Below are 21048 nucleotides of genomic sequence, written 5' to 3'. Positions count from 1 at the left end.
GTAATACCACCTATAAATAATTAATCACAATGAACCCACTTTTTAACAGCCGTTGCTAATTCGTCAGGGTTAAATTTTGCAATAAAATCATCTGCACCTACTTTTTGGATCATTGCTTGGTTAAATACACCGCTTAAAGAAGTGTGTAAGATCACATGCAAAGGTGATAATTTTGGATCCGCTTTTATCTCTGCCGTAAGGGTATAACCATCCATTTCAGGCATTTCAACATCTGAAATTAATAACCCTACGCGTTCAGTAATATCGTTTTGGCAATCGAGTTTTGCAATCTCACGTAACCGTAATAAAGCCTCTTTACCATTTTTAGCGAGCTCAGTTTGCACACCTAATGGCTCAAGCGCTCGCTTAACTTGGTTTCGCGCAACAGCAGAGTCGTCTGCTATAAAGACAATGCGTTCGCCTAAGTCTCGCTGGATTTCACCATCACCCACTACTTCTGCACTTACTTCTGTATTCACAGGGCAAATTTCATTCAAGATTTTTTCTACGTCTAGAATTTCAACCAGCTCGTTTTCGATTTCGGTGACCGCAGTTAGGTAAGAATAACGACCCGCACCTGATGGTGGAGGCATTATTTTTTCCCAATTCATATTAACGATACGTTCAACACCGCCAACTAAAAACCCCTGCACAGAGCGGTTGTATTCGGCAATGATAATAAAGCTGTCTTTGATATTTTCGATAGCAGGACCGCCAACGGCCATTGATAAATCAATGACTGAAATAGTCTGACCGCGAATGTGAGCTACGCCTCGTATATAAGCATTAGATTTGGGCATGTTTGTGAGTGGTGGGCATTGCAAAACCTCTCTCACTTTAAACACATTGATACCAAAGCGTTGTCGCCCTCTGAGTTTGAATAATAGTAATTCAAGGCGGTTTTGCCCAACCAACTGCGTGCGCTGGTTCACTGAGTCTAAAATGCCTGCCATTTCAATCTCCTAAAGATAAACAATCAGAGCCGGAACAATAATTGCTTTCTTTGTGTTAAAGCTACATAAGGTTACAAAGCGTCTGTTTTTTGACGCAAAATATTTATACCTTGTTTTCAACCATAAGCATAGTCGAAACAATATGAGTTTGTTAAAAAAAAGCCGAAGATACAGTGTTTTTTATTTCCTTGCTAGCTTGTTGTCCATTACACAAGTGCATGCAGAAGTATATAAAAACGAGCAGCTTCAACAGATCGCTATCGATTTTGTTAGTGAGCAGCTTACTGATCTAGAAAGTACACCACAAGTGAGTGCATTGCCGCTTGATAGCCGCATACCCGACAGAGTGTGCGAATCACCTTTAAGTAAAGAAGTACCAACAACACCTCCTTTTAATCGGCAGGTAACTGTACAACTTAAGTGCGAAGATATAAATAGTTGGACCCAATACGTACACGTGCGCATCATTGAGCTTGAGCCTGTGGTTGTTGTGACAACTCATTTAAGTCGTGGTGAAGTGATCAGGGCTGAACATTTACGCCTTGAAATGAAACCAAAACAGTTTGTTAGAACGCAATATGTGCAAGATGAGTCTATACTTATTGGCAGTCGAATTAAGCGCAATTTGCGTGACGGTACACCAATTGTAATGAGTCAGGTTTGCATGGTTTGTAAAGGCGACAACGTGACTATTTACGCTTCACTACGAGGCCTTAGAATTAAAACGACAGGCATTGCCCTTGAAGATGGTACGTTAGACGAATTAGTGCGTGTAAAAAACAAAAAATCAGGTAAAGTATTAAATGCACGTGTGGATGGTGTCGAGTCTGTTCAGGTAAATATTTAATTTTTTATATTTATGCTAAAGTATCCGCTGTGCCTGCCGATATAAAGGCATATGTTGGGTAATGTATAGGTCAAATATTATGGTAAGCAATGTCAATAATGGTCAACAACAAACCTCTGTGTTGACAAATACCAAGCAAAAAAAGCTTGATTTACAAAAAGATAATGCTAACGCTGCTGAAGCTAAATCAGCTGCGCCAAAAGCAAGTGCAGATTCTGTAAGCTTAACACCTCAAGCTAAGCAGCTTAAATCTTTGCAAGAAAAAGCTGAGCAATCGTCTGGTTTTGACAGTAACAAAGTTGCCGAGCTAAAAAAAGCAATTAGTGAAGGTAAATACCAAATTGATGCTGAAAAACTAGCGAAGAACATCGCCGCATTTGAGTTTGATGTCTATGGCTAATCATAATCATTTAATTGCCAGTAAACTAACACAACAAGTTTCTTGCTTGGAGTCTATTGCTGCGCTTTTAGATGATGAACTCAATGCAATCGCATCGAAACGTGGCGAAGGGTTAAAAAGCATTGCCCAACAGAAAATCTCTTTGCTGCAACAAATTCAAACTATCGACAAAGAAGTGCAGAAACTATCAGTCAATAATGATTCTAAAGATGACGACGTTACTGCTCTTATTAAGCAAGTGAACAGCCTACTTGCTGAATGTAAAAAGAAAAACGATGTTAACGCTCATGCTGCGCATCAAGCTCAACTAAGTGTTAAACAACTTAAAGATATCTTAATCGGTTCGCCTTCATCGATGACCTACGATCAAGGCGGCAGTGTGGTTCAAGGCGACAAAACAATTGTACATAACCTAAAAGCCTAGCAACTGATATTAAATTGAATACAAAAATAAAGCGCGATAATGCCAAATTATCGCGCTTTATTTTTTAGAGCAGATTATACATTTCTGATGTTGTAACCTAGTAATAGGTTACTTTTTTCACTTCGCGTGGTTTTATTTCGCCAATATAAAGGTCATGTACGCGTTTCATATCAAGTTGTAATTCAGTTGCGTAGGTATCGCCTACTGCATAAGTTTTTATAACCTGCGCACCTTTTATGACACCTAATACTTGGCTTTGTAATTGATCGTTTTGAGCAATACTGTTTTGCACTGTTGTGCCTGCGGAAATTTTTTGCCCATACACTTGCTCAGCAAGTTCACGGTAAGCTTCAAGCTTTGACGCTTTAATTGCAAGTAAGGTGCGTTGCGACTCATTGCTACTTGGTTGAGCGCTAATTGGCGCGTAACCTATTGCTTTTAGTACTGGATAATTATCAGGCTCTACATAGCGATACTCGACATGCTTGTCGAAAATACTGCTGCAGCCTGTTAATGCTGTGCAGGCAACTAGCCCGCTTAATAAAAGTGCTCGCATAATTTGCTTCCGCTTAGAACTCATTTCTCGTAAATATGCACGTTTAATGCCACATCTGGTACAGTCCTTGCTCATTTACCTGTAATCTATGAGTATCAATGCTAGGTGTCAGCATGAAAGTTAAAATTATGGCAAATATAAAATGGCTTGGTTTAGTCAGTGCAATTGTTTTTTCAAACAATAGTTTAGCTCAATGGTTTGAGTCTACAGGACATGCTACGGTCAAAAATGGTGATACTAGTCAAGCAAAGTCAGCCGCGATAAAAGATGCGATAACGCAAGCTTTAGTATTCTCTGGCGCTCGAGTTTCCTCTGTACAAACCTTAGTTGACGGGGTTTTGACACAAGATCAACTAAAGATCAGTAGCCATGGTGAAATACAAAAAATTGAATTGATCAGCGAAAACCGCCATAACGACACCTATGCCATTACCCTGCGTTTAGATATTTTTCCACAAGCTGAAGAGTGCCCAGCAAATCAATACACTAAATTTATTGCAGTTACACAAAGCCAGTTGGCTAATCGTGAACAAGCTCGTATGGGCCAAATTTTTGACGTAAACAAAGCGATTAGTGAGCATCTGTATACCAGCTTAGAGAACACTCAAATGGCTGCTAAACCCACGGCTTATTATAATTTGCCACTAAGGGTCGATCATTTTTTTACACAGCAATATGACTACAGTAATGCATTACTTGAAGAGATCACCAGCCGCAGCAATTCGCAATATGTATTGTTAAGTCGTATTCGTGACTTATCGGTCAATCATAAAATCAATAACGACTATGCTTTTTGGCAAGACGATAGTTTTAAGCGCGCATACAAAGTTGACTATGTGTTATTTGATGGCACGACATACGAAAAACTTTGGCAAAAAAGCTATCAAACAGAAGGGATTTGGCCATACAAAAAAACCGAAATTATCGATGTTTACAGCGACCGATTTTGGGCAACCGATTATGGCAAAGCCATTACCGACATAAACCAAACATTGACCTATGACTTGCAAGCAGTTATGGCTTGCTTGCCTACTCAAGGTAAAATTCTACATATTGAAAACGATAGGCTAATCATTAATCTTGGTAAAGCGCATGGTCTTGAACAAGGGCAAATACTAAATATTGCACATCATAATTACTTAACCGATGCGCAAGGTAACAAGTTGCCCCATAAGATAACCACGTTAAACCAGTTAAAAGTTACACAGCTTTATCAGCAGTCTGCGGTTGCAATAAGCATTGACCAACAGCCACTGCCAAATATTCAGATTAACGATATTGTTGAACTAGCTGGAAAAGAGCAAATGAGCTTTTAAACCTTCATGGTGGCTTAGCCATTGCGCTAACAACTCTACTCCAGCAATGTGTGGGTAATGCTTACGCGTTGCAATAACCACATGACGTTGCTGGTTTGGTTTCATCGTAAGGTAATTTATTCCTGCACGTGCTGTACATGCTAGTTTTGGTACAAAGGTAATGCCGTCATTCATCGCCACCAGCGCAAGTAAAGTTTCGATGCTATTACCTTTGTACTGATTAGACACTTCAACTCCTGCCGAAAAACAGAACTGTTCAGCTTGCTCTTTAAAGCAATGCCCCTCGTTTAGCATTAAAATATCGCATTCGTTTAACTCACGCAGTACCACCTCTGTTCGGCTTGCAAGTGGGTGTTGTTCAGACACTGCCACTAAAAAATCTTCTTTATACAAAGACGAAATATGATAGCTCGCTAAATCTGGCACATCAGCGACAATCGCAATATCAATATCGCCGGCATCGAGTGCTGTCAGTATTTGTGCGGTTTGCATTTCAATGAATGAAAATTGTGTTTCGTTGAAGGCCTGCTTCATTGAAGTTAACAAGGTCGGCAATAAATAAGGCGCGATGGTAGGAATAATACCAACATTAACCTTCCCCTTGAGTGGATCGTGAGAGCTTGCCGCCAACTCTTTAAGCACCTTGGTTTGTTCAAGGATAAGAGAAATTTGACTAAGTAAACGCGTTCCTTGCGCTGTTAAAGTGACTTGTTTAGTAGAGCGATCAAATATTGTCACTCCAAGCTCTTGTTCAAGCTTTTTAATTTGTCCACTGAGAGTTGGCTGACTGACATAACAAGCATCTGCGGCTTTACGAAAGTGTTTAAACTGCGCCACCGCTTTTACATATTCAAAATCTTTTAAATTCATCGCAAACTCATCAATAGTTTTTAACTATCATAACGATAAAAACAAACGATTGGAACTATTAAGCTATGGGCGACATAATAGCACTCAACAAATCAAGAGGAATTAAAACAATGCTAAACAATATTGAAGGTCAAAAAGTACCAAACGTTACATTCGCAACCCGTGTAGACGAGCAATGGAAGTCAGTAACTACTGATGAAATTTTTAAAGGTAAAACGGTTGTGCTATTTGCATTACCCGGCGCATTTACACCAACTTGCTCATCAACTCACTTGCCACGTTACAATGAACTTTCAGGTGTGTTTAAGCAAAATGGTGTTGATGACATTGTGTGTATATCAGTAAATGATACCTTTGTAATGAATGCTTGGGCACAAAATCAAGAAGCGCAAAACATCACCCTATTACCAGATGGCAACGGCGAATTTACTGATGGCATGGGTATGCTAGTCGACAAAAACGACTTAGGATTTGGCAAGCGTAGCTGGCGCTACTCGATGCTAGTGAAAGATGGCGTTATTGAAAAAATGTTCATTGAGCCACAAAAGCCAGGCGACCCATTTGAGGTATCTGACGCTGATACAATGCTTGAATATATTAACCCAGCTCAAGTAAAGCCTGAGCCAGTGAGCATTATTACTAAACCTAACTGCCCATTTTGCACAAAAGCTAAGGCATTGTTAGACAGCAAAGGTTATGTTTACGAAGAAATTATTTTAGGTAAACATGCTTCATTAACGAGTTTAAAAGCCATTTCAGGCCGTGAAACGGTACCACAAGTATTTATAGGTGGTGAGCATATAGGTGGTTCTGACGATTTAGAGAAACACTTTGCATAATTTTCAAGTTAGGGCTGCACTATGCAGCCCTTTTAAATTAAAATCCCCACAACTTATTGATTAATTTATAGATTAAGCAACTGGTCTGCTCTCGCCATCATCCATATTTATATTCAAAATACTAACTTCTTAGTTACCAATTTGTTACATAACCAAAAGAATGAATCTAAAATGTCTGCAGCTACATGCACACAACCCGTAACGAAATTAAAATGAATTAATTGGAACATACAATGAAAAAACTACTACAAGGATTGATCCTGTCCTTGCTAAGTTTCGCTGGCCAAGCTCATGCTGCGTCAACCGGTACTATCGATCTACTCACCCACCCTGTTGGTATTATCTGCCTTGTCATTTTTATCTTCGCTTATGTACTGGTTATCCTTGAAGAAAAAATCCATCTACGTAAGTCAAAACCCGTTCTTGTTGCTGCTGGTATCATTTGGACATTAATTGCTTGGCAATACAGTGCTTACAATATGTCAGACTTGAGCACAGATGCATTTCGCCATGCATTGCTTGAGTTCTCTGAACTGATGCTATTTCTATTGGTCGCCATGACCTATATTAATGCCTTAGAAGAGCGCAGACTGTTTGATGGCCTACGTTGTTGGCTGGTCGCCAGAGGCTTTAGTTATAAACAATTATTTTGGATCAGTGGCGTACTGGCTTTTTGTATTTCACCCATCGCCGATAACCTCACAACAGCGCTACTATTGTGTGCAGTCGTAATGAAAGTTGCCGCAAATGATAACCGCTTTATCGCCATGTCATGCATTAATATTGTGATAGCAGCCAATGCCGGCGGTGCATTCAGCCCGTTTGGAGACATTACCACGCTAATGGTTTGGCAAGCTGACGTTGTTGAATTTACAGAGTTTTTTGTATTGTTTTTACCTGCTCTTGTGAGCTATATCATTCCAGCGGCGGTAATGTCTTTATTCATCAATAATAAACACCCTGATACTGTCGACGAAGATATTGAATTAAAACGCGGTGCGCTACGAATCTTATGCCTGTTTTTATTAACAATTTTAACCGCCGTAGTACTAAAAACAGCCTTTGGCTTACCTCCTGTTGTAGGCATGATGATGGGTTTAGGTTACTTACAATTTTTTGGTTACTTTTTACGAGTCACCCTGCCCGGCTCGCTTGCCAGAAAACGCGCGATGGCAGAGCGTGAAGGAGATAAAGAGCGCTTGTCTCGCCTAGGTAACGTTGTTCCTTTTGATGTATTTAGCCGGGTATCACGTGCTGAGTGGGATACATTATTGTTCTTCTACGGTATTGTTATTTGCGTCGGTGGTTTAGGGTTTATAGGCTATTTAGCACTGCTTTCTGATTTACTTTATACGAATTGGTCAGCAACTGGCGCAAATATTATATTAGGCTTGATGTCAGCGGTAGTAGATAACATTCCTGTGATGTTTGCTGTTCTTCAAATGATGCCAGAGATGTCTCATGGTCAATGGCTATTGATCACCCTAACAGCTGGGATTGGCGGTAGTTTACTATCGATAGGTTCAGCCGCGGGTGTTGCACTAATGGGCCAAGCAAGAGGTATTTACACATTTAATAGCCACTTAAAATGGTCGCCTGTCATTTTACTGGGTTACTTTGCTGGTGTATTTACTCATTTATACCTCAATACTGCCTATTTCGGCTAAGCCTTAAAAATGTCAAAGTTAAAACCCTGATGGTTAGTTTAGGGTTTTAACTTCAATTCTATCGACAATTAAAGGCTTACTCGTTTCAAATTCGTACCAAGAAACCAATAAATACTCATGATCTTTTTGTTTTAAAAAATCATAAATGAAGAATTTATAAACAGCATTGTCGCAATTTGTTGTATTTTTGGCGTAAAAAGTCAAGATATCACCAGTCACTTTACTTTAGTCTAGAGATCGAAACGAAGAAACTTCTTCGTGATTGATCGAGGACACACAAATGACTCAAATGAACTCTGTAGCCATGCAAAATGGTAAACTGCATGTAAAACAAATTGATATTCCAACACCAGGACCAGGCCAAGTACTCGTAAAAAGCCTTGCTTGCGGTATTTGCGGTTCAGATATTCATATCACCCGCCATACCAGTGATGTATTTGATATCTATAAAAACTTGGGCATCATGGCAAACGATGCAGGTGATGACCAAGAAGTATTACTAGGTCACGAGTATGCGGCAGAAATCGTCAGCTACGGCCCAAATACCAAAGGCGAACTTGCTAAAGGCACCCGTGTAACCTCAGTGCCAATCTTACTCTCTGCCGGCGGTGCTGGCGTAGGTGTAACCCCAGGGCTATATGGTGCCTATTCTGAATACTTTATCGTTGATGAAGCTTTGTTATTACCTATTCCTGATGCAGTCCCATCGGAAGCCGCAGCCATTACAGAACCCCTTGCTGTTGGCTTGCATGCGGTAAACCGCGCACAAATGAGTAATGACGACATAGCAATCGTGGTTGGTTGTGGCCCAATTGGCCTTGCCGCAATTGCAGCACTTAGATTGCAAGGTGTTAAACATATTATTGCCTCAGACCCACAAGAGAGCAAAAAACACGTCGCTCTTGAGTTTGGTGCGACTGAATATGTTAACCCGACCCTAGATGATGAAGCAGCCAAAGCAGCAGCCCTTGCAGACAATAATAAAGTGGTTATTTTTGAATGTGCTGGTGTAAGCCGCTTATTAAACGACTACATTTTACGTGCGCCAGCAAAAGCAAAAATCGTTGTAACAGGTGTACATACCGCGCCACTAAACGTTAACTTTGCCTATGCCACAGTGAAAGAGTTAGACCTTATTTTCTCTTATTACTACCAGCCAGAAGAGTTTGCACAATCACTTGAGAACATCGCGTCAGGCAAGATCGCATGGCAAAAAATGCGTACTGGTAAAGTCGGCATAGACGGCGTACAAGGTGCGTTTGACACCTTATTTAAACCAAATGACCATATCAAAATCATCATTGAACCATGGCGCACAGGTGAGCTTGAAAAAGTAACGGGTTAATTTAGTTTAAAAACGAGCAATAACCCGCAATTTAGAAATTAACAATCAAACGTTAATTTCTAAGCTATAAACTATAGTTCGATATCAGGGATTACAGTTGCCTGTTCAAGAAAGTGCTCACAACGTGCATTAACTATATCAAAGTAATGCTTTAAATATGACACTTGTGATTTTGAAGGGCTATCAACAAGCGATATCGCCTGTTGTAAATTATTTTTAATACTTGTCGCTATTTTAGTTAGATGGCTTTGTAGTAACTTTTTTGAAATTCCATTTTCATCTGCAAAGTCAACTAACTGATAGGCATTAATTGCATCTGGGTCAAACTCATCTCCTATACTCATAGCTAGATCCTGTTCAAACTCTGGATACATTTTAACGTTTACTAAATCATAAAATGGCGCAGGGATTAGACCTGATTTTTGCACAAAAAAGCTAAAGTTTTTACCGTGTGCATCTGAGTTGTAGATACAAAGATTAAATAACGCCCACTTTAAAATTTCAATTTTTGCCGCTATTGGGTTTTCGCAGAGTTTAGATAGCGCAAACAATTTTTCAAAGCTTGCACCATCACGAATGTGACGAACATCTCGCTGCTTACCTAAATTTCTTTCGTACTTTTTATCAACCCCTAAATTACAAGCTTGGCATGCATCAATCATATGCCTGCGCTTTACATTTTCAGGGCTAAACAATTTTCTATCGAATCTTTCTACAAGTAATGCAGGGTGGTGATCAAAATATTTAAGCTCAACCTCTGCAACACTTAGCCCAGCTAGTTTTGCAAGTTTCATTGTTACAAATTCATTTATAACAAGATGTTGCTGATTATTCTTTTCAAACTTAATAATATGGGTAGAACAAAGGTCTCCTTCACCAAAACCTAACTTGCCATCAACTGACAATACATTTAATTTTGATTGAACACCTGCTACTGACAATCTTGGTTTGCCGTCCCAGACTTCCAAATGCCAAAATTGAGGATCAGATAACTTTTTGATCAGTTCAGCATCACTAATAGCGATAAAGTTACTTTTTACTTTATCGTTTAAAGCACCTTCAGGTAAAAACATCATAGCCCCAGAGGTATCTTTACCAATTCCACCGATCTGAGCAAATACATTCGTCCGTGATACCCCTAAGTAATCTATTAAATAATCTAGCCCCTTATTTTCGGGTAGTAAGTTTTGTAAAAAACGTCTGATATTGACAGAAGGTATGTCATGTCCAAAAGGTAAATGAGGAGATATTGGAAAGCCCTCATCCACCCACTCTTGTTGATAACTCAATGATAAATTATCGCTTTCTCTAGAAAGATGTAATTTACCAACCAGCTTTTGGCTATAAATTATATCGAGCGTATATCTATCAGACCCAGACGTCATTCTCATCCTCCAGCGGTGAGTTAGCTGTGCTATCACTTTGCCATGGCTCAATTGATATCTTTACGCCTAATGCCGAGACAACTTTCATTAACGAGGCCACTTTTACATCAGCACTACCTTGTTCAATATTTATGTATGTCTGCTTTGATATACCCGAAAGTAATGCAGCGTCAGTTTGCGTGATATTGCTTTGTGTTCTCTTCGCTTTAATAACGTCACCTAGCAAAGAAGGTGTGAACGCCCTACTTAAATCTGGGGATTTACTCGCTTTAACTTTCTTTGCCATCACAATCTCAATTTGAACAATGTTTCTATTAAAGTCTAATCTATCAGACTTTAATTTCAACCTACACCATAAAATCAAATAAAGTCTACTTAAAAAGACTTTTACAGTTATAAGACTTAAAAGCCACAATAAAGTCCAATACAATAGACTTTATATGCAAATAATCACAATACCTCTATTAAAGTCTACCTTAATAGACTTTAATAATTTTCAGTATTACTTTGGTCATTAATAATTACATTTATGGTGAAATTATTGGGGGTGATATTCAAAAGGTGAGGTTTGGTAGCCCCTACAGGAATCGAACCTGTAACTGCCCCTTAGGAGGGGGCCGTTATATCCATTTAACTAAGAGGCCACTCAAAAGCTGAGGTAAAGCTTGTAGCTTGTAGCTTGTAGCTTGTAGCTTGTAGCTTGTAGCTTGTAGCTAAAATTATAACGGGCTAAGGCTTTTTGAATCAAGCATTTGTACCAATCGGTAAGGTACTTTACCGATTGGTATTAACAAGCTGCTAATTTAGTTTGGCTGTTGCGAATTGAATCGACTCATTTTTGAGTACAAAGTACGGGATCACTTTTTGCGCGCTAGCAACAACGAGTTTGGAATTTAAATTCACTACTCGGGCATTTACTTCTACACCATTGGTTCGATAAATTAGTGTGCCTGCTAACACATGGCTAGCGATACGGCGCTCAGCAAGCTCTTCTACGTCACGCGACATAACAAAATCACCGCGGGCGGTTACGTTAATCACATCCATCGCTTTAAAATCAACAACCCCATAACCAAACTTTTGTAGTTGGTACATCATAGACTCGGCGATTTGATTGCCAAGTTGCGAGCTGCTTTTTAAGCTTGTATCAAGATCGACAAACGTCGTTATTGCAATACCTAACTCACTTTCTTGCTGCATGGTATCAACTAATTCAAGTGCCATTTGCTCAACATAATTAACCAGCGTTTTGTGATGCTGATAAGGCACAAATAAGCGGTGATTTTCGTTCGTTTGTTGCGACTCTTTTTGCTCGAGCTCTTGCAACATAGCAACGTAATCAGCTTGTGATGATGTGGTGTTAGCCGTGCTTTGATTTGCCTCGCCTTGCTCAGCAAGTAATTGGCAACCTGACAGCGCTAATAATATGAATGCTAAGAAAATACCTTTCATACCTTACTCACTTGCTTGTTTTAGCATTATTCCGTCGCTACGATTGGTGCTATCTAAGGCATCGACCACAGATTGCGGAATAAACCCTTGTGCAGATCCCACCACGGCTTTACTTGCCAAACCAACGATACGAGCATTCACCAGTACCCCGCTTTGATGGTTAACTAGGGTGCCGGCTAGCACATAATTAAAGTTTTGGTCTTGGTTAAGCTCTAAATAATCTCGGCTAAATACATAATCACCACTAGGCGTTACACGCATATAATCGGTCGTTTTGAAATCGACAACAGGTACACCAAAGGTATGCAGTTCGTGAATAAAACTTTCAGCGAGCTGGTTGCCTAGCAACGTGGTTGAGTTGTAGTCAGCATCTAGATACACAAAGCTTGAAACAGCAATAGGGGTTTTATCGTTCACATATTGCAAGTTTTCAACTAAGTCTTGCATGATGCCACGTACATAATGATTGATATTTTTACGAGTTGGCGCTGCGGTAAAACTACTGTTGTTTAACACGGCTTGATTAGTTTGAAATACGCTGTCGTTACTATGCGGTGCAGCCACTTCTCGTTGAGCCATTAGCTGTGGTTCATCGTGCTGTTCAGGTGTATCACTAGCAAGCATCGAAGAGCAACCAAATCCCATAGGCAAACACATACTTAAAATTAAACGTTTCATTAATTGAATTCCTCTTAATATTCGCTTCGATACAACTGACCATTACGCTGCTGTACTTTTTCAGCTCCCCACATAACGTTTATCGGGATCTCTGTACTTGCCGCAGATACAACACGCTGATCTTTTGTATTGACGAGTCGAGCATTCACTATATAGGCATGTTGTTGCCGGGTAAGTGTGCCGGTAATAACAAAGTCAATATTCTGACGTTGGCGTAAGGTTTTTATATCGCGACTAAGTACACTATCGGCCGTTGGCTGCAAATTTAAAGTATTTTCTAATCGATATTCGATAGTATGAAAGCCTAGCTGGGTAAATTGCGTAAGTAAGCTCTCTTGAATTTGCTGACTCAAGCCACTGCCTTGGTCTTGCGCCAACTTAGTCCCCAGGCCATCTGCCATGTAAAAGCTCGTAACAGCAATGCGCGCATTACCTTTGTAAGGGCCTTGAATACGACTTAACTGACTACTTAAATCAGTAACATATTGATGCACTGTATAAGGAGCCATCGGTGATTTTGGCGTTTCTCTAGGGGGCGTTTTTTGTTGCTCTTCGATTAAGCTACAACCCACTAACACTAAAAAAACGAAATAAACTAACAGACGCATATTTGCCATCCTCTTTCAACATGACAAATACAAAGCAATAATTATGCCTAACTATTATTATTGGCGAGATTTACCTTGATAGTCTAGAAACGAGAAACTCTGATACCAATTTGGTTATTTAGCTGTTCCTGGCAGTTGCTCCTGCATTGCTCTACCCTCTGCATCCATACAATCGTCAATAAGTAATTTTTAACGCTGTTAGTTTCAGGCTTATCCCCATGGGTGGTTTCTGTATTTCGAGTTGGTATTTATCTAAGCGAATAAGCCTTTTAATGATAAGTCTGCTTGCTGGTTATAATCGCTACTCAGGCCGAGTATGCGAGGCTGTTAATTATGAAGAGCAAAGTAGCTGCGATTATTATTTTATACAAAAAGTAATAATTAAAGCATCTCGCCAACAAATGTTGCAGTTACACATGACTGACCCATTTTTTTAGCAATCTCACAAAAAGCGCTGGCCTGGCTGTAGTTTTTAAAAGGTCCTGCACGCAGCGCATACAAAGTGACTCCCTTTTGATCACGCTGTTTAAAGCGAAAACTAAGCCCTTGTAAAGCATTAGGATAATCATGTTTTAGCTTCAATACTTGATGACTCACTTTATTCACTGACAAATATAGCCCCAGCTGCACACCTGCAGCTTGATTATTGTCAGTAGCGAGCTCAGGTTGCACTTGCTGCTTAGTGTAAACAGGCTCATCTTGCTCTTGCGTCATCATACACGCTGCCAAAGTTGATAAACTTAAGATAATGAACAAATGCCTAAGAAGAGTAAAAAAAATCATGTAAACGTCAACTCTAAAAAACAGGCATAAATTCTAGCAAACAAAATGCCAACCCAGTTAAAAAGAATTACATTAAAAGTAAACGCGATTATCCGTGTACTTGCTTACGAAGCAATCGATCCCTTGACGTTTTATGGCTTCGCAGTCTGCTTGTGCGTTTTTAAAATACTTGTAACCACCATATTTAAGACGATAAAACGTGTGTTGCTCAACAGTAGCGGTTTCAATATTTAAAATAGGCTCACCTTGAAAAATATTGGGGGCACGCTTGGTCATTTTTTTAACAGAATAAGCGAGTAATGGCTTTGATTGAACCGATGCAAGCTGCACAGCAAAGGCATATTCATGTTTAAACGGTTGCTCAATTAACGTGCTATTCAATGAACCAGCAGGAACTGTTTCAAGCGCTGCGTGTTGGTTAACGAAAGAGGGAGAGCTATCTACTTTTATAATATTTTGACTCAACAATTGCACAAGGTGCAATAAGGGCCATTGTTTAGGGGAAAGAAAAGAGGTTGTCGTATTATTGCAACCTGACACAGTCAAACACGCCACTAGGCATATACTGTAACGTAAAGGCTTCACACAACATTTCATAATCAGAGTTCTTAAACATACCATAAAAAATTTCTTCTCATTCAAGAAGACTCGCTGTTAGCACTTACCTGTACACCAAGGCGAATAAGATCATTTTAGGTATCAAATAAAAATACTAACACATTGTTTTTTATTTAGCGTTTCAAAAAGCGGCCATGAAAAAACATCCACTTCAAGTCTACGTCCTAAAATGGCAAATAATGCAATGAGCTAGGTTTCAACACTTGAGTAGAATAAATTATCAACCAATATGCAATGAAACATTTTAATTACATTCAATCATAACAATGTGTTAGGACAAAGGTATATCAGAAAAGTCATTATTTGCATAATGAACAAAAAATTAGGAAGGTAAATAAACATAAAAAAAGTGCCGTATAGGCACTTTTTATATTATTTTTAATTAGATAGCTTAACTATTTAACAAGCGATTTAATAAAGTCGCTTAATTCATCTTTAAATTCTTCTCTGCGAAGCGCAAATTCAACAATTGCTTTTAAGTAGCCAATCTTGCTACCACAATCATGGCTTTTGCCTTTCATTGAATAAGCATCAACAATTTCTTTTTCCATCAACATAGCAATAGCGTCAGTTAATTGAATTTCATCGCCGGCACCTGCTGGAGTTTTTGCAAGTAGTGGCCAAATATTTTTGCTTAATACGTAACGGCCAACAACCGCAAGGTTTGAAGGAGCCTGATCAACTGGCGGTTTCTCAACCATGTTTAAAATAGCTGCACTTTCGCCTTGCTGAATTTTTGCATCGCCTAGGTCAACAACACCAAATTTGTCTACTTCGTTTTTTGGCACAGGCTCGACCATAATTTGGCTCTCACCTGTTTTTTCAAAGCGTTGGATCATCTCTGCTAAGTTGTCTTTTTTAAGATCGCTTGCTACATCATCAATGATCACATCAGGTAAAATAACCACAAATGGTTCATTACCAATAATCGGAGCTGCACAGTTGATAGCATGACCTAGCCCTTTCGCTTCACCCTGACGAACATGAATGATGGTTACATCTTTAGGGCAAATTGATTGTACCTCAGCAAGTAATTGGCGTTTAACACGCTTCTCAAGAGTCGCTTCTAACTCGAAGCTCGTGTCAAAATGGTTTTCAATTGAGTTTTTACTTGAATGGGTAACTAAAACAATTTCTTTAATACCAGCCGAAATCGCTTCATTCACTACGTATTGGATCAAAGGACGGTCGACAATAGGCAACATTTCTTTTGGAATCGCTTTCGTTGCAGGTAACATTCGCGTGCCAAGGCCAGCAACTGGGATCACAGCTTTCATTGATTTCTCCTTAAATTTTATTGTTCTTACACTGAAAACGGATACTTAATTGCATCGTGACACTGATAACCTACTACTTCAAAATCGTCTTTTGTAACCCAGGTTTCAATGTCTTCTAGTGATTTAATATTTGGGTTTATTTTTAATTCTGGCGACGCGAAAGGCTCACGCTTAAGCTGCACATCACGCATCAACTCCAGTTGATTTTCGTAAATATGCGCATTAGCAATTTTATGGTATGCCTTGCCCGGTTTGTGCCCAGTGATTTGTGCAACTAAAGCAAGTAACACAAAGCATTGTATTTGATTAAAGTTTAAGCCTAGCGGCACATCACAGCTGCGTTGATATGATGTTAAGTATAGAGTATCACCCAACAAAGAAAAGGTATGAGTGTGCATGCAAGGGCGTAAACAGCCCAGCTCAAACTCACCAGGGTTATAAAAAGTGATGATCTCACCGCGATCATCAATACCTTTTGATAAGTTATCAATAACCTTTTTTAGCTGATCAAGGTGGCTGCCATCAGGGCGTTGCCAACTGCGGCCTTGCACACCATATACACGACCCATGTCGTCTTCGCCGCGACGATGCGGGTTTTCGAGCCAAGCCTTATTCTCGTTAGCGTTTGCATTCCAAGTCATGCAGCCAATTTCACGAAACTGTGCAGCGCTATCGTAACCACGCAAGTAACCAAGTAACTCTGCGATTGCAGCCTTATAAAAGCTCTTGCGTGTAGTGATCAGTGGAAACTTATTGTTTGCCACATCATACTCAAGATCGGCATTAATAACGGTTAAACATTTGGTGCCAGTGCGCTTATTTTCAACCCACACACCTTCATCAACGATGCGTTGACATAAATCTAAATACTGTTTCATTGATTAGCTCTTGTTATGCTTTGCTTGCCACGCTGTGTTGCGGCTTTTTATAGGCCCATATTAACAAACCAAGGCCACCGATGACCATTGGCAATGATAAGATTTGTCCCATTGAAATAACGCCTGCGAATAAACCTAAATGAGCATCTGGCTCACGGAAGTATTCAACAATAAATCTAAACACACCATAACCAAGTAAGAACACCCCAGCAACACTGCCCGCTGGACGTGGCTTTTTAATAAACCATTGTAAGATTAAAAACAGCACTAAACCTTCTAAAAAGGCTTCGTATAATTGTGATGGATGACGAGGCTCTGGACCACCTGTAGGGAAGATAAACGCCCATGGCACATCAGTTACTCGGCCCCATAATTCACCATTGATAAAGTTACCTATACGCCCTGCAAGTAGGCCAAGCGGCACTAAAGGTACAACAAAGTCGCCTACTTCAAACAATGACTTTTTACGTGTCCACGCAAATATAGCTATTGCTGTAATAACACCTAGCGTACCACCATGGAAAGACATGCCGCCTTGGTCAATTCTGAATAAATAAAGTGGGTTTTCAATAAAATAACTAAACTGATAAAACAATACATAACCAATACGACCACCGAGTATTACCCCGAGCATGCCGTAAAATAGCAGGTCACTTACTTGTTCTTTTGTCCAACCTGAGTTTGGTTTTTCTGCTTGGCGATTAGCAAGCCACATAGCCAAAGCAAAACCAATTAAATACATTAAACCGTACCAACGTACGCTGAGCGGACCTACCGAAAAAATAACCGGATCGATATCTGGAAATTGAAGAGCCATATAAATAAAAACCTTTAACTGAACACCATTTTAAGCGCAATTATGACAAGTAAGAGCGCAAATACTTTTTTTATTGTTGCCACTGGCAAGTAATGCGTTGCTTTAGCACCTATTGGTGCAATCAGCGACGAGGTAACCACAATCCCCACTAAAGCAGGTAAATATACAAACCCAGCAAATCCATCACTGAATGATGTTAATTGCCATCCAGCAGAGACGTAACCCACTGAACCAAACAGCGCAATGACAATACCACATGCAGCAGCACAACCAATGGCCTTTTTTATATCAACAGAAAAATAATGCAGTAACGGCACAATTAAAGCACCACCACCAATACCAATAAGTCCTGATAAAGCCCCCATTATGGCACATAAAAAGCCTAAAATGGGGCCTGAAGGTAATGGTTTTTCACTAGCCGCTTTAGCTCGGGTTGATAACACCATTCTGAGCGCAATAAACACCACGCTGCCAGCAAATACAAAACGTAATAATTGTTCAGGAATAAAGCTTGCTGCAAAGCCACTGATCAATGCGCCAAGCCCAACCCCAGTCATCACCCAAGGGGCAATTTGCCAAGGCACATTAGCATTGCGATGATGAGCAAGGGCTGAAGAAGTTGAAGTAAAAATAATGGAAGCTAACGATGTTGCAATAGCAATGACTAAAACATGACTTGGATCAGCAACGTTAAATGACACCAGCAGCGCACTAAGAACAGGAACAATAATTAGTCCACCGCCAATCCCAAGCAACCCGGCTAAAAACCCCACTACGCTTCCTAAAATTGCGCAGTACACCATTAAAAGTATTACGTCATGCATAGCACACTCAAATATTCAGTTTGTTATATACATATACTAAACTAATATATATACCCAAACCACCTCAAGATGCGAGTTTCAGTTGGAATTAAAAGCGATTTAGGCAAGGCATTGATTGCAAGTAATAGTGGTTCTATTGTTAAAATCAATAACGCAGTATAAATCGCTTTTAAACCAACCCTTTGGGAGCTTCACAGCACAATTTGACCTCATGATTGCCCTTGGCTTGGGGTGTAAAATAATTCACCCAGTTGATGCTCTATCATGAAGTTGCGCGTTAATCTAAGTACGTGTTTTGCCGTTGGCTGCATTAAACACTCTGCAAGTAACTTTTCCATATCACTGACATTTAAACGTCTGAGCACAAACTTAATTTTACTAATTGATGAATAGTTCATACTCAAGCTTCGATAACCCATAGCAATGAGCAGTAGTGCGCCTTCTGGGTCGCCGCCTAACTCACCACATAAACTAAATGGCAGTTCATGTTGATGACACTCCTGGGCAATTTTTAACAACACCCGCAGCACACTAGGGTGATATGGGTTAAACAACTCGGCAACGCGAGCATTAGAACGGTCAACTGCGAGCATATATTGGGTTAAATCATTACTACCCACTGAGCAAAAATCGACTTTTTGTGACCACTCTTCGAGCATAAATACACTTGAAGGAACCTCAAGCATCACCCCGACTTCTGGGCGTTCAATAGCTTGCTCTGGATATTGCTCACTTAATTCAAAGTATGCTTGTTCAAGCAGCTTTAATGATTCATCAACTTCTTCTGAACCACTGATCATCGGCAGCATTATTTTTAAATTACCTAAACCAATATTCGCTTTTAACATGGCTCTAAGTTGATCTAAAAAAAGTTCAGGGTGATCAAGAGTAACGCGTATACCGCGCCAACCTAAAAACGGGTTTTCTTCTGTTATATTGAAGTAGTCTAATACTTTATCGCCACCAATATCTAAAGTACGCATCACCACAGGGTTCGGGTGATAGCTGGTTAGTACTTCGCGGTACCAAGTTTCTTGATCAGACTGGGAAGGAAACTGGCCTTTTTGCATAAACCAAGCTTCTGTACGATAAAGCCCAACACCGTCGCAGAAAGGTTTATTATCATGCTCGGTGTTTAACTCAAGGCCTGCATTAAGTAGTAAGCTAATGTGCTCACCATCACGCGTTACAGCTTCTAAACTTTGCTCTGCAAAAAAGCGATCATTTAATAGCGTTTCTTGGTATTTAAGTTGGCTATATTCTTCGTGTAACACTTGCGAAGGAGAAATATATAAACGCCCCGCATAGGCGTCTAAAATCATTGGTTTGCCTTCAAACTGCAATAACGGCACATCTTCAATACCCCAAATAGCTGGGATCCCCATCGCGCGGGTTAAAATTGAAGCATGGCTGTTCGCAGCCCCGTTCACACTCACCACCCCTGCTAAATGCCCTTTTGGCACTTCTGCAAGCATTGCTGGTGTCAGCGTACTGGCAATTAAAATAGTATCTTTAGGGTAAGGCTTTGCTGCATGTTCGGTATTCACTAAGTGATGTAAAACCCGCAAGCCGATATCCTTAACATCAACGGCACGTTCTTTGATGTATGGGTCTTGCATGGCATTAAACTGTGAAACAAGCTTTTCGATTACAATTTTAAGTGCACTTTTAGCACTCCACCCCTGTTGAAGCTGGGCTTCAACATTTTGTCCTAGACTTTTGGCATCAAGTAATTGTTGGTACACATCAAATACAGCAAGCGCTTCTTGAGGTATTGAATCGCTAAGTGTCATCGATAAAGTATTAAACTCGTTACGCGTCGCAGCAACAGCTTGAGTGAATAACTTACGCTGAGCGCTGATGTCATCATCTTTTTGTAATTCAATAGACGTAAAATCTAGCTTTGGGATCACCACGAAGGCTTCACCTATGGCAATACCTGGTGCACTTGATACCCCTTTTAGTACTGAGGTTTGGTGTGAAAACTCATCGACGCGTAATATTTCTTTTATTTCTGCATGAGCTAACTGAGAAGCTAGCTGGGCCGAGAGCGTAATTAAGAATGATTCCTCGTCAGGGCTAAAAACACGGGCTAGTTTTTGTTGAACAACAATAACGCCTAAAACCTTTTTCTGGTGCACGACTGGCACTGACAAAAATGCGTTATAGCCTTCTTCATTAACTTCAGGTGAGAGTTTAAAACGAGGGTGAGACTTAGCAAAAGCAATATTGATAGGCTCTTCACGCTGAGCAACAAGACCCACGAGGCCTTCGGTAAAACCTATACGAAACTTACCCACTGCATCTGGGTTGAGGCCTTGGGTGGCCATCAATACAAAGTTATCTTGGCTATAATCTGCAAAATAAATCGAGCAGCACTGTGTTTGCATGGCATCTTTTACCATTTGCACAAAACACCCCAGCGCACTATTCAAGTCCGCCTGTTGCGACACTGCCTCAGCAATTGATCTGAGCGTGGCTAACATGATGCTGCTCCTTTGATTTAAATAA

The 21048-nt window shown here is 40.0% G+C and carries 22 protein-coding genes and 1 tRNA gene; 7 read left to right on the top strand and 16 right to left on the bottom strand.

Annotation, left to right across the window (positions count from 1 at the left end; all coding sequences use genetic code 11):
- Positions 1 to 20: 20 nt before the first annotated feature.
- The gene (locus E5N72_RS07070) at positions 21 to 953 is read right to left on the bottom strand and encodes a chemotaxis protein (RefSeq protein ID WP_135923817.1); all 933 of its coding nucleotides are present in this window, start codon (positions 951 to 953) and stop codon (positions 21 to 23) included.
- A 142-nt stretch (positions 954 to 1095) separates the two neighbouring features.
- Here E5N72_RS07070 and flgA point away from each other — a divergent pair, with 142 nt between their 5' ends.
- The 3 genes from flgA (at position 1096) to E5N72_RS07055 (ending at position 2624) form a co-directional block, all read left to right on the top strand.
- Positions 1096 to 1800, top strand: coding sequence for a flagellar basal body P-ring formation chaperone FlgA (flgA, locus tag E5N72_RS07065; protein ID WP_135923816.1), 705 nt, complete (start codon positions 1096 to 1098; stop codon positions 1798 to 1800).
- Between the two features lie 79 nt (positions 1801 to 1879).
- Entirely contained in the window at positions 1880 to 2200 is a 321-nt protein-coding gene (gene flgM / locus E5N72_RS07060) for a flagellar biosynthesis anti-sigma factor FlgM (protein WP_135926250.1), read from the top strand.
- On the top strand, positions 2193 to 2624 hold the full coding sequence (locus tag E5N72_RS07055) for a flagellar protein FlgN (RefSeq protein WP_135923815.1): 432 nt from the start codon (positions 2193 to 2195) through the stop codon (positions 2622 to 2624). The genes flgM and E5N72_RS07055 overlap by 8 nt, the downstream gene beginning before the upstream one ends.
- 97 nt (positions 2625 to 2721) lie before the next feature.
- Here the strand turns inward: E5N72_RS07055 and E5N72_RS07050 are convergent, their stop codons facing one another.
- Positions 2722 to 3180, bottom strand: a complete 459-nt coding sequence (locus E5N72_RS07050) for an LPP20 family lipoprotein (protein WP_135923814.1) — start codon at positions 3178 to 3180, stop codon at positions 2722 to 2724.
- A 128-nt stretch (positions 3181 to 3308) separates the two neighbouring features.
- Between E5N72_RS07050 and E5N72_RS07045 the strand changes: the two genes are divergently transcribed.
- Entirely contained in the window at positions 3309 to 4496 is a 1188-nt protein-coding gene (locus tag E5N72_RS07045; protein WP_168246754.1) for a flagellar assembly protein FlgT, read from the top strand.
- On the opposite strand, the gene E5N72_RS07040 is transcribed toward E5N72_RS07045, so the two are convergent.
- Positions 4467 to 5366: a LysR substrate-binding domain-containing protein gene (locus E5N72_RS07040; protein ID WP_135923812.1), complete on the bottom strand. Its 900-nt coding sequence runs from the start codon at positions 5364 to 5366 to the stop codon at positions 4467 to 4469. The genes E5N72_RS07045 and E5N72_RS07040 overlap by 30 nt on opposite strands.
- Positions 5367 to 5476: 110 nt before the next feature.
- On the opposite strand from E5N72_RS07040, the gene E5N72_RS07035 reads away from it, so the two are divergent.
- From E5N72_RS07035 to E5N72_RS07025, 3 genes are all read left to right on the top strand, one after another.
- A complete protein-coding gene (locus E5N72_RS07035; protein ID WP_135923811.1) occupies positions 5477 to 6205 on the top strand; it encodes a glutathione peroxidase in 729 nt (242 codons plus the stop codon).
- 233 nt (positions 6206 to 6438) lie between these two features.
- Positions 6439 to 7872, top strand: coding sequence for a sodium:proton antiporter NhaD (gene nhaD / locus E5N72_RS07030; protein ID WP_135923810.1), 1434 nt, complete (start codon positions 6439 to 6441; stop codon positions 7870 to 7872).
- A gap of 280 nt (positions 7873 to 8152) precedes the next feature.
- Positions 8153 to 9217 (top strand): zinc-binding dehydrogenase, encoded by a 1065-nt coding sequence (locus E5N72_RS07025; RefSeq protein ID WP_135923809.1) that lies wholly within the window; start codon positions 8153 to 8155, stop codon positions 9215 to 9217.
- Between the two features lie 71 nt (positions 9218 to 9288).
- Here the strand turns inward: E5N72_RS07025 and E5N72_RS07020 are convergent, their stop codons facing one another.
- The 13 genes from E5N72_RS07020 to ptsP form a co-directional block, all read right to left on the bottom strand.
- Positions 9289 to 10638 (bottom strand): HipA domain-containing protein, encoded by a 1350-nt coding sequence (locus tag E5N72_RS07020; RefSeq protein ID WP_276605828.1) that lies wholly within the window; start codon positions 10636 to 10638, stop codon positions 9289 to 9291.
- Positions 10586 to 10948: a helix-turn-helix transcriptional regulator gene (locus tag E5N72_RS07015; protein ID WP_205994302.1), complete on the bottom strand. Its 363-nt coding sequence runs from the start codon at positions 10946 to 10948 to the stop codon at positions 10586 to 10588. Before E5N72_RS07015 ends, E5N72_RS07020 begins: the two co-directional genes overlap by 53 nt.
- A gap of 223 nt (positions 10949 to 11171) precedes the next feature.
- A tRNA-Arg gene (locus tag E5N72_RS07010) sits at positions 11172 to 11246 on the bottom strand.
- 154 nt (positions 11247 to 11400) lie between these two features.
- Positions 11401 to 12054 (bottom strand): FlgO family outer membrane protein, encoded by a 654-nt coding sequence (locus E5N72_RS07005; RefSeq protein WP_135923807.1) that lies wholly within the window; start codon positions 12052 to 12054, stop codon positions 11401 to 11403.
- Positions 12055 to 12057: 3 nt separating this feature from the next.
- Positions 12058 to 12732, bottom strand: coding sequence for a FlgO family outer membrane protein (locus E5N72_RS07000; RefSeq protein WP_135923806.1), 675 nt, complete (start codon positions 12730 to 12732; stop codon positions 12058 to 12060).
- Between the two features lie 14 nt (positions 12733 to 12746).
- Positions 12747 to 13340: a FlgO family outer membrane protein gene (locus tag E5N72_RS06995; protein ID WP_135923805.1), complete on the bottom strand. Its 594-nt coding sequence runs from the start codon at positions 13338 to 13340 to the stop codon at positions 12747 to 12749.
- Positions 13341 to 13721: 381 nt separating this feature from the next.
- Positions 13722 to 14057 carry an SPOR domain-containing protein gene (locus tag E5N72_RS06990; protein ID WP_168246717.1) on the bottom strand — a complete coding sequence of 112 codons (336 nt, stop codon included), beginning with the start codon at positions 14055 to 14057 and terminating at the stop codon, positions 13722 to 13724.
- Positions 14058 to 14195: 138 nt separating this feature from the next.
- Positions 14196 to 14588 (bottom strand): SPOR domain-containing protein, encoded by a 393-nt coding sequence (locus E5N72_RS06985; RefSeq protein ID WP_168246716.1) that lies wholly within the window; start codon positions 14586 to 14588, stop codon positions 14196 to 14198.
- Between the two features lie 548 nt (positions 14589 to 15136).
- Positions 15137 to 16018 (bottom strand): UTP--glucose-1-phosphate uridylyltransferase GalU, encoded by an 882-nt coding sequence (gene galU / locus E5N72_RS06980; RefSeq protein ID WP_135923802.1) that lies wholly within the window; start codon positions 16016 to 16018, stop codon positions 15137 to 15139.
- Positions 16019 to 16044: 26 nt separating this feature from the next.
- A complete protein-coding gene (locus E5N72_RS06975) occupies positions 16045 to 16896 on the bottom strand; it encodes a thymidylate synthase (RefSeq protein ID WP_135923801.1) in 852 nt (283 codons plus the stop codon).
- 13 nt (positions 16897 to 16909) lie between these two features.
- Positions 16910 to 17713, bottom strand: a complete 804-nt coding sequence (gene lgt / locus E5N72_RS06970) for a prolipoprotein diacylglyceryl transferase (protein WP_130052128.1) — start codon at positions 17711 to 17713, stop codon at positions 16910 to 16912.
- A 14-nt stretch (positions 17714 to 17727) separates the two neighbouring features.
- Positions 17728 to 18537: a sulfite exporter TauE/SafE family protein gene (locus E5N72_RS06965; RefSeq protein ID WP_135923800.1), complete on the bottom strand. Its 810-nt coding sequence runs from the start codon at positions 18535 to 18537 to the stop codon at positions 17728 to 17730.
- Positions 18538 to 18746: 209 nt separating this feature from the next.
- Positions 18747 to 21023 carry a phosphoenolpyruvate--protein phosphotransferase gene (gene ptsP, locus E5N72_RS06960; RefSeq protein ID WP_135923799.1) on the bottom strand — a complete coding sequence of 759 codons (2277 nt, stop codon included), beginning with the start codon at positions 21021 to 21023 and terminating at the stop codon, positions 18747 to 18749.
- Between the last annotated feature and the right edge of the window lie 25 nt (positions 21024 to 21048).

Source organism: Pseudoalteromonas sp. MEBiC 03607 (assembly GCF_004792295.1).
Classification (GTDB): Bacteria; Pseudomonadota; Gammaproteobacteria; order Enterobacterales; family Alteromonadaceae; genus Pseudoalteromonas; species Pseudoalteromonas lipolytica_C.
Note: the sequence above shows the minus strand (reverse complement) of the source record. Positions and strands in the feature narration are given on the sequence as shown.